This window comes from Streptomyces sp. NPDC032745 (assembly GCF_055579465.1).
Map to the genome: position 1 here is coordinate 87611 of NZ_JBVING010000013.1, position 15603 is coordinate 103213.

Consider the following 15603-nt stretch of genomic DNA (forward strand, 5'->3'; position numbering starts at 1 on the left):
TCAGTCGGACGACAACATGTGCCCGGCCGCTTCCAGAGCGGTCCGGGCCCGCTCGTACTCCCCGGCGGGGACGAGTACGAGGTCCGCGTCGAACGTCGACGCGGCGAACACGCCGATCCCGGCCCCGGCCAGCGGCACCAGCATGCTCGCCAGCATGCCGGGCAGGTCCAGCGAGTGTGCGCCGGTCCCGTACAGCCCGCGCCACGGACCGCTCGCGCCGGACGCGCCCGGCAGCCGCTCGGCGCACACCACGGTGAGCCCGTCCCGCGCCCGGGTGACCGAGGACCACGGACGGCCGGGCAGCAGGGGCACGGGGGCGTCCGCCGGCAGGCGGTGTACCCACAACTGGTCAGGGAGGACGTAGAAGTGCTGCGCAACGATGGTGACGGAGAGTTCGGCCATGGGGACGACTCTAGGGCGTCGGCCGCGGAGGCCGAGTTCTGGCTCCCGCGCCTGAACGGTGCCTGCCGCGAACCCCTGCTGGAGCCCGCGGGCACGCCCGGCGCCGTCACCGCAATGCCCGGCCGGGTGGCCCCCGAAGCCGCCGCCGCCCTGCACGCGATGACCGGCGGCGCCCCCGAAGGCCTGCTGCTGCTCACCGTCGCCGCCGCCCGGATCGCCCTCGCCCGGCTCACCGGGTCCACCGGGTCCACCGGGTCCGGTGCGCCGGGGCGGGTGCCGGTCCTCGTACCCGCCCTCGGCACCGCCGGCGGGTCCGAGTTCGCGCTGCTGGCCCCGCTGGACCCCGCCGCGCCCGCCACCGACTTCCTGGAGGCCCTGCACTCCGAGCTGGAGCAGGCCTCCGCCCGACCCTGGCGGGACCGGGACGCGCTCAGCGCCCGGCTGGACGCCGTCACCCCCGGCACGGGCTCCGCCCTGGCGCAGCTCGCCGTCGTCTGCCCGGCCCTGTACGGGGACCGCACACCGGCCCCCCGGGCCGCCCTGGTCCTGCGCGCCGAACCGGCCCCGGACGGCGCACTGTCGGTCACCGCCCACGGCGCCGCCGGCCTCACCGCGGCCCTGCCCCGCTGCGTGGCCGCCGTACTCGAGGCCCTCGCCGCCGACCCGCGCCGGACCCCGGCGGAGATGGACGTGCTCGGCGCCGCCCAGCGCGCCGAACTCCTCGCCCTCGCCGAGCTGCCCGCCCCCGCGGCCTTCGAGGCCGCCACCCTCACCGCCCTGTTCGAGGAGTCCGCCCGGCGCACCCCCGACTCCGTCGCCGTCACCGGCGAGGGCCGCACCCTGACCTACCGGCAGCTCGCCGCCGAGGCCGGGCGGGCCGCCGCCGCGCTCACCGCACGGCACGGCATCGGCCCCGGCGACGCCGTCTGCGTCATGGCTCCGCGCGGCGCCGACCTCGTCACCGCCTTCCTCGCCGTCCTGCGCACCGGCGCGGCCGTCGTCCCCCTCGAACACCGCCACCCCGCCGCCCGCGTGGCCCTGCTGGCCCGGCTGAGCGGCGCCCGCCTGGTGCTGCGCGCCGAGGGGTACGGCCCCGCCGACGAGGAGCTGCCCGTCCCGGTGGCGGGCCTGACCGCCCTGCTCGCCGCGGCGCCGGCCGACGCAGAGGCCCGCGACGCCGCCGAGCCCGGGGCCCCGGCCATGGTCCTGTTCACCTCCGGATCCACCGGCACCCCCCGTCCGGTCGCCGTGTACCACGACCAGCTGAGCCACAAGATGCTGACCGGGATCCGCGCGCTCGGCATCGACGCCGCGACCCGTACCGCCCTGCTCTCCGCGATCACCTCCGACGCCACCGCCTTCCAGGTCTTCGCCACGCTCCTCGCGGGCGGCACCCTCGTCGCCGTCGGCGACCCCGACCGGCTCGACCCGCACGCGCTGTGGCAGCAGGTGCGCGACGGCGAGATCAACCTCGTCAACTGCGTGCCCGGACTCCTCTCCGTGCTGCTGCGCGCCCTGCCCGAGGACGGCGAACTCCCGCTGCGCCACCTGCTGCTGGGCGGCGACACCATCGCCCGCGGGCTGCTGCCGCGTACCGCCGGGCGGCTGCGCATCGACACCTTCGGCAATCTGTACGGGCCCAGCGAGGCCACCGTCGAAGCCACCATGTTCATCCGGGACGGCGCGCTCGCCCAGCGGCTCGACCGGGTGCCGGTCGGCCGCCCCTCGCCCGGCTACGGCGTGTTCGTGGTCACCCCCTCCGGCGAACTCGCCCCGCGCGGCGTACCGGGCGAGATCCACGTGGCCGGACCCGGCGTCGCCCCCGGCTACCGCGGGGACGCCGAGGCCACCGCCGCCCGCTTCGTCCGCTCCCCGCACGCCGGGGACGCCCGCGTCTTCCGTACGGGGGACCAGGGCCGCTGGAACGCCGACGGCGAACTGGAGTTCCTCGGCCGCGCCGACGGCCAGGTACAGGTCTTCGGCACCCGGGTGGAGACCGGCGAGGTCGAACAGGCCCTGGTCCGGCATCCGGAGGTGATCGAGGCCGTGGTCGTGCCCCGCACCGCCGCCGACGGCACCGTGACCCTGCACGCCTGGTACGTGGCCCGCCCGCAGGCGCCCGGGGGCGCCCCGCTCGCCCCCGACGCCCTCGCCGAACGGCTGCGCGGGCAGCTGCCCTCCCCGATGCTCCCGGCCGGCCTGCACCGGCTCGAGACGCTGCCGCTCACCGTCCACGGCAAGGTGGACCGGGCCGCGCTGCTCGCGCTCCCCACCGCTGCGCAGGGCCCCGGATGGCAGCCCGCCGACGCCCTGGAACAGCTCGTCCACGACGCCTGGGCCGAGGTGCTGGGCCACCCGCCGCACTCCGCCGACGAGGACTTCTTCAAGGCCGAGGGCCACAGCCTGGCCGCCGTCCAGCTCGTCGCCGCGCTCTGCGAGGGCACCGGACGCCCGGACGCGGCCCGCGTCCACGACGTGCTCGACCTGCGCACCCCGGGGGCGCTGGCCGCCGTACTGCGCGAACGCGGGGCCCTGCCCGAGGACCCCGGTGCGCGCGCCGCGGCCGCGCCCGCCGCGCGGGCACCCCGGTCCGGGAACACCTTCCCCGCCTCCAACGCCCAGCGCCGGATGTGGCTGCTGGACCGGCTGGACGAGTCGCCCCTCCCCCCGTACACGATGGTCGAGGCCTACCGGCTCGACGGCCCCGTGGACGAGTCCCGGCTCGCCGCCGGCGTCGACGCGCTGGTGGCCCGGCACGAATCCCTGCGGACCGTCCTGCGCCAGACGCCCGGGGGCCTGACCCAGGTGGTCCTCGACCCGCCCTCCGCGGTCCTCGCCACCGAGCGGGACACCACCGTGGACGAGGCCTTCGCACGGGCCTGCCGCCACCGCTTCGACCTCGCAGAGGGCCCGCTGGCCAAGGTCTCCTGGCTGCCCGACCCCCGGTCCGGGAACGGGCCGGCGACGGGCGGCGTGCTGCTGTTCACCGTGCACCACGCGATCTGCGACGGCTGGTCCTTCGGCCTGCTGATGCGCGACCTCCTGCGCTCGCTGACCGGCAAGGCCGCCGCGCAGGAGCCGGCGCCCACGTACACCGAGCACACCGACCGGCTCGCCGCCCGGCTCGCGGGCCCGGCGGGCGCGGAGCACCGCGCGTACTGGCAGGAGCGCCTCGCCGACCTGCCCGAACCGCTGGAGCTGCCCGCCGACCGGCGCCGCCCCGCCGCCCGCAGCGCCGCCGGCGGCACCGTACGCCTCACCCTCGACCCGGAACTCACCCGCGCCCTGGCCGAGCTGTGCCACGCGAACGCGGCCACCCCCTTCATGGGCTTCACCGCGGCGCTGCGCGTCCTGCTGTGGCGGCTGTGCGCGCAGCCGGACGTACTGCTGGGCACCGTGGTCGCGGGCCGGCCCGACCGGCGGTCCGCCGAGACGGTCGGGCTGTTCGCCAACACCGTGGTCCTGCGCACCCCGGTGGACCCCGCCGGCTCCTTCCGCGAGCTGCTGGCCGCCGTGCGCACCACCGCGCAGGAGGCCATGACGCACCAGGAGTACCCGTTCGAGCAGCTCGTCGAGGACCTCGCGCTGCCCCGCGACCCCAGCCGCAACCCCGTCTTCGACGTCCTCGTCGAGACCGTCCTCGACGACGGCGCCGGCGCCCCCGGCGGCAGCGGCCCGGCCGTGCGCCACCTCGACCTCGAACAGCCGGTCAGCGACTTCGACCTGGCGTTCAGCTTCCTCGACGCCCGGGCCGGGGCCCCGGGCGAGCTGTGGGTCGGCTACACCGACGACCTCTTCGACCGGGACAGCGCACGCCGCATGGGTGAGCGGCTGGTCCACCTGCTCGCCGGGCTGCTGGCCGGCCCCGACGCCCCGCTGCCCGGGATCCCGGTCCTGCCCGCCGCCGAACGGCGTTTCCTGCTCGACGAGGCCAACGACACCGCCGCCCCCTTCCCCGAGCACCGGACCCTCCTGGACCTGGTCGAGGAGCAGACGGCCGCCGGCCCCGGCCGGCCCGCCGTGGTGCACGGCACCACCGTCCTCAGCTTCGCCGAGCTCGACGCCCGCGCCGAGGCCGTCGCCGCCCGGCTGCGGGCGGCCTGCGCCGCGGGCCCCGGAACGCTGGTGGCCGTGGTCACCGAGCGGACCGAGTGGATGGTCGTGAGCGCGCTCGCCGTCCTGAAGACCGGCGCCGCCTTCGTCCCGCTGGACCCCGAACAGCCCGGCGACCGGCTCGCGTTCGCCCTCGCCGACAGCGGGGCGCTCGCCGTGCTCGCCGACGGCCCGTACCACGCCAAGACCGCCGCCCTGACCGGCCTGCCCGTCCTCGACCCGCGCGCCCCCGCGGAGCCCGGCGCCGCCCCCGCCCCGCTGCCGCCCGCGCACCGGGCCGGTCCGCACGACCTCGCGTACGTCATCTACACCTCGGGCTCCACCGGCCGCCCCAAGGGCGTCATGATCGAGCACCGCGGCATCGTCAACACCGTCCACTACCGGGCCGGCTACTACGGGTTCGGCCCGGACGCGGCCGTGCTCCAGGTGCCGCCGCTGCACTTCGACAGCGGGGTCAACGACATCTTCTCCGCGCTGATCGCCGGCACCCGGGTGGTGGTCCTGGGCAAGGACCGCCTCCTCGACGTCGAGCACGTGGCCGAGGAGATCGGCCGCAACGCGGTCACCCACATCATGCTGGTCCCCAGCCTCTACCAGCTGATGCTGGAGCGCTGCGCGCCCCGGCTCACCTCCGTCCGCCAGATCGTCCTGGTCGGCGAGCGGCTCCCCGAGGCCCTCGCCGCCCGGCACGCCGACCTGCTCCCCGACACCGTCCTCTACAACGAGTACGGGCCCACCGAGGACAGCGTGTGGACCACCGTCCACCGGATCACCGACCCGGGCGCCGACGTCCTGATCGGCCACCCCATCGCCAACAAGACGGTCGACGTCGTCGACGCGCACGGCGACCTCGCCCCCGTCGGTGTCCCCGGCGAGCTGTGCATCTCCGGCGCGGGCCTGGCCCGCGGCTACCTCGGCAACCCGGAGCTGACCGCCGACCGGTTCGTACCGCACCCGCTGCGCCCCGGCCGGCTCATGTACCGCACCGGCGACCGCGCCGCCCGCCGGCCCGACGGCAACCTGCTCTACCTCGGCCGCATCGACGACCAGGTCAAGATCCGCGGCCAGCGGGTCGAGCCGGGCGAGGTGGCGGCCGTCCTCGCCGAGCACCCGGAGGTGCGGCGCTGCGCCGTCATCGCCGTGCCCGACGAGCGCGGCGAACTCGGCCTCGTCGCCTACGTGGTGGGCGCCGCCGCCCCGCACACCCTGCGGGCCCACCTCACCGAGCTGCTCCCGGCCGCGATGGTCCCCCGTACGTACGTCCCGATCGACGAGCTGCCGCTGAACCCCAACGGCAAGCTCGACCGCCGCGCGCTGCCCGCCCCGCCCCGCGAGGAGCCGCTCGCGTGCGCGGACCTGAGCCCCACCGAGGAGCGGGTGGCCAAGATCTGGGCGGACGTGCTCGGGAGCCCGGTCACCGACCCCGAGGCCGATCTGTTCTCCCTCGGCGGCCACAGCCTGACCGCCGCCCGCCTCGCCGCGGCCCTCCAGGAGGAGTTCGGCGTACGGGTACCGCTCGTCACCGTCTTCCAGCAGCAGACCGTACGGGCCCTCGCGGCCGTGCTCGAGCAGCCGGACGGCATCCCGCTCGGCGCCCCGGCCGCCCCGGCGGCCGTGCCCCTGCTCGCGCCCGCCCCCGACGGCGCCGTCCTGCCGCTCTCCCGCGCCCAGCGCCGGATCTGGATGGCCGCCCGCACCAGCCGCAACCCCGTCGCCCTCAACATCAGCGACGCGGTACGGGCCGGCCGGACGCTCGACCCCGGCGTACTGCGGGCGGCCGTCACCGCCCTCGCCGACCGGCACGAGGCGCTGCGCACCCGGGTGGCCGCCATCGACGGCACCGTCCGGCAGATCGTCATGGACCGCCTTCCCGACGGGCCGCCGCTGTCCGTCCTGCGCATCGACGGCACCGACGAGGCGGTCGCCGAGGCGGTGGACGCCGCCCACGGCACCCCGTTCACCCTGGCCGCCGGCCCGCTGTTCGCAGTGCGGCTGCTGACCGGCCACCCCGGCGGCGACATCCTGGTGATCACCGCCCACCACATCGTGTACGACGGCGACAGCGCCGCCCTGGTGGCCCGCGACCTGCTGGCCGCGTACGACGCCCTCGCCGCCGGACGCGAACCGTGGGACGGCCGCCCCGCCCGCCCGTACCGCGACTGGGTGGCCGAGGAGGCCGCCTGGCTGGAGGGCCCCGAGGCCGCCCGCCAGCGCGCGTACTGGACCCGTACCCTCGCCGGGCCGCTGCCCCGCCTCGACCTGCCGGACGCCGGCCCCCGCGAGGACGCCGGACGGCTGGGCGCGGGACTGGTCAGCCGGGCCCTGCCCGCCGGCGTGCTGCACGCTGCCGCCGAGTCCGGGGGCGCCACCCCGTTCACCGCCCTGCTCAGCGCCTGGGCGCTGGTACTGCACCGCCGTTCCGGCAGCGCCGAGGTGGTCATCGGATGCCCGGCCGGCACCCGCGACCGTACGGAGACCGCCGAGACCGTCGGCTGCTTCGTCAACGCCCTGCCGGTGCGACTCGCCCCCGGCGAGGCCCACAGCCCGGCCGAGCTGCTGATCCAGGTGCGCGACCGGCTGGCCGAGGCGTACGACAACGCCCGCTTCCCCTTCGACACCATGGCCGTGGAGATCGCGGAGCGGCCCGCGCGCGGCCGCCGGCTCGTCTACGACGCCGGACTGAGCTGGGAGACGCCCGAACGCTTCGAGGGCGGGCCCGAGTTCCTGCCCGCGGCCCCCTCGCAGACCCCGCTCACCGACGACCTGCGGATCTACGCGAACGAGCGCGACGGCCGGGTCCTGCTCGAACTCGCCTACGACCGGGCGCTGTTCCCCGAGGCCACCGCCGAGGGGCTGCTCGACGAGGTGGTGGACCTCCTGGGCCGCCACCCGTCCTGGGACCCCGCCGCCGCGGACCGGTCGACGCCGCCCCGCCTGTCCGCCTCGCCCGCCCGCCCTGCCGAAACCGACCGACCGCACACCGCAGGGAGCGTACGTCCATGACCGCAGCACCGATGACCCGCCTCGAGCCGGGAGCGGCGGTGACCACCTGGCAGCAGACCCTTGCCGCACTCAACGACACGGCCGCGCCCGTCCCGCGGGGCCCGGTGGCGCACCTGCTCGCCGAACGCGCCCGCGCGGTCGCGGACCGGCCCGCCGTGGTGGCCCGCGACCGGGACCTCACCCACGGGGAACTGCACGGCCTCGCCGAGGCGCTCGCGGCACGGCTGCGCGAGCGCGGGGCGGGGCCCGGCGTCCTGGTCCGGGTGTGCCTGCCCCGCTCCGCCGAGCTGGTCGTCGCCGTCCTCGCGGTGCTGCGCGCCGGAGCCGCGTACGTACCGCTGGACCCGGACCACCCGGCCGAGCGGCTCGCCCAGCTCGTCGACAGCGCCCCCGCGCCGATCACCCTGACCAGTGCCGGGCTCGCCCACCTGTTCCCCGCGGCGGGTGTGCTGGAGGTCGGCCTGGACGCGCCGGGCGCCGTCGGCCCGGCCGTACCGGAGCCGGGCGGGCCGCAGCCGGGCCCGGCCGACCTCGCGTACGTCATCCACACCTCGGGCTCCACCGGCCGCCCCAAGGGGGTGGCCATCGAGCAGCACTCCCTGGCCAATCTGCTGGAGGCCACCGCCGTCCCCTTCGGTCTCGCCCCGGGCCGGCGCGTGCTCCAGTTCGCCAGCCCCGCCTTCGACGTCTCGGTGTGGGAGATCCTGGCGACCCTGTGGGCCGGGGCGGCCGTCGTCGTCTTCGACGAGCCCGTCGCCTCCGCCGAGGCCCTGGCCGCACTGGTCCGCGAACGGCGCGCCGACACCGTGTTCCTGCTCGCCGCGCTGCTGGCCCAGCTGGACCCGGCCGCCTTCCCGGGCGTACGGACGGTCGTCACCGGCGGCGAGTCCTTCAGCCAGGCGCTGGTGGACCGCTGGGCCCCGGGCCGCGACCTCATCTACGTCTACGGGCCCACCGAGGCCACGGTGTTCCAGTCCTGGCACCGGTGCCTGCCCGGCGCCCCCGGGGAGCCGGCGACCATCGGCCGCCCCATGGCCAACCTGCGCTACTCGGTGCGCGACGGCTCCGGCGCACCGGTCGGCCCCGGCGTCGAGGGCGAGCTGTGGATCGGCGGCGCCGGCGTGGGCCGGGGCTACCTGGGCCTGCCCGACGCGGGCGCGCCACGCTTCGTACCCGACCCCGACGACCCCCGCCCCGGGGCCCGGCTCTACCGCACCGGCGACCTGGCCCGCCACCGCGCGGACGGCACCCTGGACTTCCGCGGGCGCGCCGACCGGCAGCTGAAGATCCGCGGCTTCCGCATCGAGCCCGGCGAGGTGGAGGTGGCGCTCACCGCTCTGCCGGGTATCGCGGCCGCCGCCGTGGTCGTGCCCGAGGGGACGGCGCAGAAGCTGCTCGCCGGGTACGTGGTCACCGACGGACCGCTGCCCGCCGACTGGCGGGCCAGGCTGGCCGAGCGGCTGCCGTACTACATGATCCCGGCAGCGGTGATCCCGCTGGACCGTATGCCGAGCACTCCCAACGGCAAGATAGACCGCCGCAGCCTCTCCGCCCGCGCCCTGCCCACGGTCCTCCCGGCCGTTCCTGCCGTTCCGGCTCCCGACTCCTCCGCCGGGCTCGCGCCCTGGCCGGACGCCGGTGCCTCCGGCGGTGCGGGGGTGCCGTCTGCCGGGCTGCGGTCCGCGGCGGATGCCGGTGGGGCGGCCGACGCCGTCCGTGCCGTGCTGCGGGCTCTGTTCTCCGAGGCGTTCGGCCAACCGGTACCGGACCACGGCGACTTCTTCCTCCTCGGGGGCAACAGCCTCAAGGCCGCCTCCCTGGCTACCGAGGCGGCGCAACGGCTGTCCGTACCGGTCCGCGTCCGCGACGTGTTCGAATGCCCGAACGTCACCGACCTCGCCGACCGGCTGGCGTCACGCGCCGCCTCCGCGACGGCCGGACCCGAGACCGGGGCCGTGGCCCCGGCCGGGGGCACCGACGGGTCGCAGGGCATCAGCGGGGCTCAGCGGTGGCTGTGGCTGGAGAACCGGACCCGGGGCGCCGGGGCGCGCGAGAGCGCCGCGTACCACGTGCCGATGCTGCTGGAGTGCCACGGCGCCGCCGATCCCGAGGCGCTGGGCGCCGCGTTCGCCCGCCTCCAGGAGCTCCAGCCGCAGCTGCGCACCGTCTTCCGCGAGGAGTGGGGGGAGCCGGTGCCCGGCCCCGCGTCCGAGCGCGCCCGCCTGGCGGTCCTGGACCTGCCCGACGAGGCCGCCCGCGCGGCCGCCGTACAGGAGTGGGCCCACGCCCCGTTCGACCTCGCGCACGGGCCGCTGGTGCGGGCCGCACTGCTGCGCCGCCCCGGCGGCCGGGACCGGCTGCTGGTCGTCCTGCACCACATCGTCGGCGACCAGACCTCGCTCGAGATCATCGCCCGGGCCCTGGCCGGGACCGGTCCGGAGCCGGCTCCGGGACTGCCCGGCCGCGCCTCGTACGAGCCGTCCGGCGGGGACGAACTCGCCTACTGGCGGAGCCGGTTGAGCCCGCCGCCGACTCCCCTCCCGCTGCCCGTCGACCATCCGCGCACCGGCCCGGCCGGCCGGGCCACCGCGGTCACGGCCGCGTACCTCGACGCCGCCGAACTCGAGGCGCTGGAGGAGCTCGCGCGCAGCCGCCGTACGGGACTGTTCCCGGTGCTGGCCGCCGCCGTTGCCGCCACGCTGCACGAGGTGACGGGCGCCGGCGACATCAGCCTCGGCACGGCCGTCAGCCGCCGCCCCGCCCTCGGGCCCGGCCCGGGGGGCGCGGTGGGCTGCATGGTGAACACCGTGGTCCTGCGGACCGCCGTACAGGGCGGATCGCCCTGCGTCGCGCTGGTCGACGACCTCGCGGACCAGGCGGTCGGCGCGATGGACCACGGAGGGCTGCCCTTCAGCGAGCTGGTGCGCACCCTGGACCCGCCGCGGCACCCGGACCGCAACCCGTTCTTCGACGTGTGGGTGACCCTCTGGGACGAGATCGACACCGGGCCGGGCGCGCTCCGGCTCACCGGCGGCCCCATCCCGCTGGGCGAGGGCCTGTTCGACCTCTCGTTCCAGTTCTCGCGTTCCTCGAGTGGCTTGAAACTGCTTCTTCAGTACGACTGCGCACTCTACGAACCGGGCACGGCACAGGGACTGGCCGAAAGGGCCGCCCACGCCGCGCGCCGGCTGTCCACGGCCGGCCCGCAGTCCCCGGTCTGCTCGCTCACTCCCCGGGTGGAGGCGCCGCAGGCCCCGATCGGCCGTCCGGCGTTCGCAGGGTTCTCCTGGGGCGCCACCCGGCCCTGAACCAGGAAGTCAGACCGACTTCCGGCTGCGCTCCACCGGCCACGCCGGCGCCCGTGCCGAGGCCGGCGCGGGCGCCGTGTCCGCCCAGATCGCCTTCGTGCGGAGCCGTACCGGCGCCGCACCCACCGGAAAGCAGGAACTCATGACCGAGTACAACCTCCCGAGCGGCACCGCTTCCGACGACGCCGGCTCCGCCGCTCCCGCCGCCGTCCCGGCGCCGCGCCGCCGCTTCACCGTCCAGCGCGGCGGCTGCGGCTGCGAGGGCAAGCCCTCCCCCACCGCCCAGCAGAAGACCGCGGAGAACAGCTGACGGCGCCGGAACGCCCATTTCTGCGCCCCGGCCGCCGGCGGCGGAGCAACCGTGACCGCATCCAGGACTGGACGTTTGTTTGGTTACGGCCGGGGTCGGCTGTCAGGATCGCCTGACGATGCGGCAGCCACGTGCGGTGGCGCCGCCCGACGGGTCGAACGGGGAGCGGGGAATGCAGTCGAGGTCCGGCGTCGGTTCGAGGGCGGCGGCCGTTGTGGCGCTCGCGGCCTTGGTCACCGCCTGTGGAAACGGTTCGGACGGGGCGGGTACGCAGAAGCCGACGACCGCGGCTGACACGGGTGTGGGTGCGGGCACTTCAGCCAAGCCGTCGGCAGGCACGAAGGATGTCGCCACCGTCCTCAACACCGAGCAGAAGATTCGGTCGGCGCTTCCCGACCCGTCGCAGATGCACGAGTGGACACCGAAGACCGGCCGCGCGCACGTCGAGGAACACCCCAAGTCCCCGGCGGAGTGCGGCCCGGATACGGACTGGGAATGCGCCACCATCGCGACCGGCTCGGCGAAGTTCGAAGCATTCGGCGAGACCGTCGTCTTCAGCATCAGGGCCTACCCCGACCAGAAGGCCGCCCAGGACGCGTGCGGCAAGGAGGCGGCCCGGTCGGCCGAGTACACCAAGGCGGACGTGCCTCCCGTCGGCGGTATGACCAGCCACGCGTACCACCGGAACGCCGGCGGCCTCGACGGCCTCGACCTCATCATGTGCACCGGTACGGTCATGGCAGAGATCAGGCTGGAAGGGCCGGGCAGCGACCTGGACCCGGGCACCGCCCACAGATTGGCCCAGGGGGTCTTCGTACCCCGTATCCAGGAGGCCGCCGCAGCCTCCTGAACCACGCTGAGGGTGCACCGGAGGAGGACCTCCCCCGTTGTCAGTGGGTCCTCATAGTGTGCGGACATCACTCGGGGAGCTCGGCGAAGGAGCAGAGTCATGTCCGCCATCAAGATCCAGCACAAGGTGAATCACGTCGCGCTGGTAGTGGACTGTTCGGGTTCCATGCACCAGCACCAGAGTCAGCTCATCCGTGTCGTGGACGAGTTCGTGGCGGGATTGAAGGCCGAGTCGGACAGTCTCGGCCATGAGACCCGGATCAGCCTCTACTCCTTCGACCACAAGGTGGAGAACCTGGTCTGGGACATGGACGTGAAGCATCTGCCGTCCATGCGCGGTCTGTACGAGGTCAACAATGGTGCTACCGCCCTCATCGAAGCCTCTCTGAAGTCACTGGACGACCTGGGCCACATCTGGGAGGCGTACGGGGAGCACAGCTTCCTCCAGATCGTGGTGACGGACGGCGAGGAGAACGCCTCCGGGGGCGACAGGCGGCACGACGGCGACATGGCCATCCTGGGCCCCTGGCTCGACAAGATCGCGGCGAAGATGGGTGCGCTTCCGGGGCACTGGACTTCCGCCATCCTCGTTCCGAACTCCCTGGCGAAGCGCACCGCCCAGAACTACGGCTTCCCGGCCGGAAACATCGCCATCTGGGATGCCGATTCCCAGGAGGGTGTCGAGGAGGCGATCGGTACCGTGCGCGCCGCCGCCACCAGCTTCCTCCGCGGCCGCGAGAAGGGCGTGCGCGGTACGAAGAACCTGTTCGCGGTCGGCCAGGACATCTCGGTCGACGACGTGCGGGCGAACCTCGAACCGGTCCCGGCCGACAAGTACCGACTCCTGAAGGTCGACACGGAGGTCGAGATCCGGTCCTTCGTCGATTCGCATCCGGGCGTGACGTACGAGCGCGGCTCGTGTTACTACCAGCTGGGCAGCCGGGTCCAGGTTCAGCCCGACAAGGAAGTCATCGTGGTCGAGAAGGACACCGACCGCGCGTACACGGGCGACGCGGCACGCAGTCTTCTGTTCGGCACGGGCATCCAGGGGACCGTCTCCGTGAAGGCGGGGCGCAATCCCAAGTTGGAGGTGTACGTGCAGAGCCGTTCGGTGAACCGCAAGCTCAAGCCGAAGACCCGTCTGCTCATCATGCTGTCGAGTTGACCCGGCCCTGGAGAGCCGGGCTTGGAGGTAGCGCCCAGCTGGCTGCTGGGTGGCTCCTCCGTTCAGACACCCGCTACGGGGTGGCAGGGACGCGTGACTCACGCCCCGCGTTCCACATGGCCTCGCCCATGCGGGCGATGTTGTGGGACGCGTTGTCGTCCGCGGCCGGCCGTGGCGCCCGTATCGGAGTCGTTCCGGCCTTCGGATCCGTGCTCTCAGCCGGTGTGGAGGATTCGGAAGCGGTCGGGTTCCGCCGGATCCCGGTCGGCGACTTGGACCGGCGGCCAAGCCCACTGCCACACGCCGATGCCCGGCGTGCGGGAGAAGTGGATGTGCCCGCGGGTGCCTTCGACTGCAACGCGCGGCCAGGATTCGGCGGTGCGCGCCCGGTCCGGGCCGTTGGAACGCAGCACGTCGGCGAGGACGGCGACCGTGTCGTAGCCCTCGAGGGCGACGAAGGAGGGCGCTTCGCCCAGCCGCTCACGGAGGGTCTTCTCGACTCGTTCACCGAGTGGGCCGAGGCGCTCGGGCAGATAGCGCAAGAACGGGATCGCGGCGCCGTCCTCGCCCAGCAGCGTCGCCCATTCGGCGAACTCCGGCTGCCCGGCCGGAGCACCGATCAGGATCTCGGCGAGGCGCCGGTCGCGGCGGACGGACTTGACGATCGGCACGGCCGGATCCGGGTGGCCGACCAGCAGAAGAAGGGCTGTCGCATCGTTGTCGGCGAGTTCGTCGCACACCGCCGCGGGGGTGAGCGCGCTCATGTCGAGTTCGATGACCGTGCCGCCGCGCGGAGCGAGGCAGTCGCGCAGAATGCGGGCCCCGGATGCCCAGTAGACACTCGGCTGGGCTGCTACGGCGATGCGGCTGTGGCCCGCGCCGAGGAGGAAGTCTGCGTAGATCTGCCAGCCGTGGGACTGTGCCGGGGCGAGGCGCGCGACCCACTCCGTCGGCTGTTCGGTGAGCGCGTCGAGAACCGCTGACGAGCAGAGGAACGGCAGGCCGAGGGCGTCGGCCCTGGCGGCAGCGGCGCGAGCGACGACGCTGTGATACTCCCCCGCCAAGGCGGCTACGCCCAGGCTGGCCAATTCGTCCACGGCGGCCGCGGCCCTGTGTGGATCGGCCGCGGTGTCCCGGACCAGCAGCTCGAGTGGCTTTCCGAGGATCCCGCCGGCGTCATTGACTTCGCGAACGGCCAGCTCGAGTCCAGCGAGCAGGTGTCGGCCTGCCCCGACCCAGCCGGGCCTGGTCAGCGGAACGAGAGCGCCGATGCGGACGGACGATCCGTCAGTCCGGTCCGCTCCGGGTGGCGATGGTGGCGTATGCATGCGTTGGCGTCTTCCGAGTGGCGATCCGGTTGCAGTCTGCCCGGATCGCAGAGTGAACGTGAGTGGCGCCGAGCGTAGTTGAGCCGAGAACGGCCGGCTTCGGCGCGTTTCCCTACCGGACCCGGCCCAGGGCGTTCCCGTCGGCGTCCGCTGCTCGCTGCAGCGCATCCGGGGAGCCCGCCGGCGTCGCCTTCACGGTCCGTGGTGTCTCCAAGTATCGCGTTCACGCTCAATCCATTGCAACGAAACGAGGATGGGCGTTGCGTTAGGTTCAATAACATTGCAACGATTTCTAGCATCTCACCTGCAGTGATGCTGATTTTGCGCAACGAGCGTGTTGCCAGATCCCTGAATGCAACGTAGCTTTTCCATCATCAGAAACAGCGGGCCGACAGAGTGCACGCTGGAGCAGAAGGAGAGCACCATGCAGAAGTTCGACACCCCCGCCGGCAGCTCCACCGTCGTCGACATCCCCGCCGGACGCATCCGGTTCATCGCCGCCGACCGGGACAACACCACCGTTGAGATCCTGCCCGCCGACGCCTCCAAGAGCCGTGACGTGAAGGCCGCCGAGGGGACCACCGTCACCTACATCGACGGCGTCCTGCGCATCCAGGGCGCACCTGCCAAGAACCAGGTCCTCGGCTCTTCGGGATCCATCGAACTGACCGTCCAGCTGCCTGCCGGCTCCCGTATCGAGGCGAAGGCGGCCAGCGCCGAGTTCCTTTGCGTCGGACGCCTCGGTGACGTCTCCTTCGAGGGTGCGCAGGCCACGGTCAAGATCGACGAGGCGGCGAGCGCCCGGCTGACCCTGATGTCGGGTGACGTCTCGGTCGGCCGCCTGGGCGGGGACGCGCAGATCAGCACCCAGAAGGGCGACCTCCAGATCACCGAGGCCGTGCGCGGCACGGTCACGCTGCGCACCGAGCACGGCGAGATCACGGTCGGTGCCGCCCGGGGCGTTTCCGCTTCCCTGGACGCCGGCACCACCTACGGCCGGATCCACAACTCGCTCCAGAACAGCGAGGGCGTTGCCGGCCTGAACATCCACGCCAGCACCAACTACGGCAACATCACCGCCCGCAGCCTCTAACCCGCAGCGTCAAAGGGAGCGTCCATCATGAC

General features: G+C 74.3%; 8 protein-coding genes. 6 read left to right on the forward strand and 2 right to left on the reverse strand.

Annotated elements, in window-relative coordinates:
* The gene (locus tag ACZ5WG_RS29135) at positions 1–402 is read right to left on the reverse strand and encodes an ACT domain-containing protein (protein ID WP_468727024.1); all 402 of its coding nucleotides are present in this window, start codon (positions 400–402) and stop codon (positions 1–3) included.
* Here ACZ5WG_RS29135 and ACZ5WG_RS29140 point away from each other — a divergent pair.
* The 5 genes from ACZ5WG_RS29140 (at position 367) to ACZ5WG_RS29160 (ending at position 13150) form a co-directional block, all read left to right on the forward strand.
* A complete protein-coding gene (locus tag ACZ5WG_RS29140; RefSeq protein ID WP_468727025.1) occupies positions 367–7518 on the forward strand; it encodes an amino acid adenylation domain-containing protein in 7152 nt (2383 codons plus the stop codon). The genes ACZ5WG_RS29135 and ACZ5WG_RS29140 overlap by 36 nt on opposite strands.
* Positions 7515–10826 (forward strand): non-ribosomal peptide synthetase family protein, encoded by a 3312-nt coding sequence (locus tag ACZ5WG_RS29145; protein ID WP_468727026.1) that lies wholly within the window; start codon positions 7515–7517, stop codon positions 10824–10826. The genes ACZ5WG_RS29140 and ACZ5WG_RS29145 overlap by 4 nt, the downstream gene beginning before the upstream one ends.
* A gap of 142 nt (positions 10827–10968) precedes the next feature.
* Positions 10969–11136: a hypothetical protein gene (locus tag ACZ5WG_RS29150; protein ID WP_468727027.1), complete on the forward strand. Its 168-nt coding sequence runs from the start codon at positions 10969–10971 to the stop codon at positions 11134–11136.
* 172 nt (positions 11137–11308) lie between these two features.
* Positions 11309–11986, forward strand: coding sequence for a hypothetical protein (locus ACZ5WG_RS29155; protein WP_468727028.1), 678 nt, complete (start codon positions 11309–11311; stop codon positions 11984–11986).
* Positions 11987–12085: 99 nt separating this feature from the next.
* The gene (locus tag ACZ5WG_RS29160) at positions 12086–13150 is read left to right on the forward strand and encodes a vWA domain-containing protein (protein WP_468727030.1); all 1065 of its coding nucleotides are present in this window, start codon (positions 12086–12088) and stop codon (positions 13148–13150) included.
* A gap of 215 nt (positions 13151–13365) precedes the next feature.
* Here ACZ5WG_RS29160 and ACZ5WG_RS29165 read toward each other — a convergent pair whose 3' ends face one another.
* Positions 13366–14478: an ABC transporter substrate-binding protein gene (locus ACZ5WG_RS29165; RefSeq protein WP_468727031.1), complete on the reverse strand. Its 1113-nt coding sequence runs from the start codon at positions 14476–14478 to the stop codon at positions 13366–13368.
* Between the two features lie 424 nt (positions 14479–14902).
* Between ACZ5WG_RS29165 and ACZ5WG_RS29170 the strand changes: the two genes are divergently transcribed.
* Positions 14903–15571 carry a DUF4097 family beta strand repeat-containing protein gene (locus tag ACZ5WG_RS29170; protein WP_468727033.1) on the forward strand — a complete coding sequence of 223 codons (669 nt, stop codon included), beginning with the start codon at positions 14903–14905 and terminating at the stop codon, positions 15569–15571.
* Positions 15572–15603 lie beyond the last annotated feature (32 nt).

Coding starts and splice junctions, on each gene's coding strand:
- ACZ5WG_RS29165 (WP_468727031.1), bottom strand. CDS start 14,478: ATGCATACGCCACCATCGCCACCCGGAGCGGACCGGACTGACGGATCG.
- ACZ5WG_RS29135 (WP_468727024.1), bottom strand. CDS start 402: ATGGCCGAACTCTCCGTCACCATCGTTGCGCAGCACTTCTACGTCCTC.
- ACZ5WG_RS29150 (WP_468727027.1), top strand. CDS start 10,969: ATGACCGAGTACAACCTCCCGAGCGGCACCGCTTCCGACGACGCCGGC.
- ACZ5WG_RS29160 (WP_468727030.1), top strand. CDS start 12,086: ATGTCCGCCATCAAGATCCAGCACAAGGTGAATCACGTCGCGCTGGTA.
- ACZ5WG_RS29155 (WP_468727028.1), top strand. CDS start 11,309: ATGCAGTCGAGGTCCGGCGTCGGTTCGAGGGCGGCGGCCGTTGTGGCG.
- ACZ5WG_RS29145 (WP_468727026.1), top strand. CDS start 7,515: ATGACCGCAGCACCGATGACCCGCCTCGAGCCGGGAGCGGCGGTGACC.
- ACZ5WG_RS29170 (WP_468727033.1), top strand. CDS start 14,903: ATGCAGAAGTTCGACACCCCCGCCGGCAGCTCCACCGTCGTCGACATC.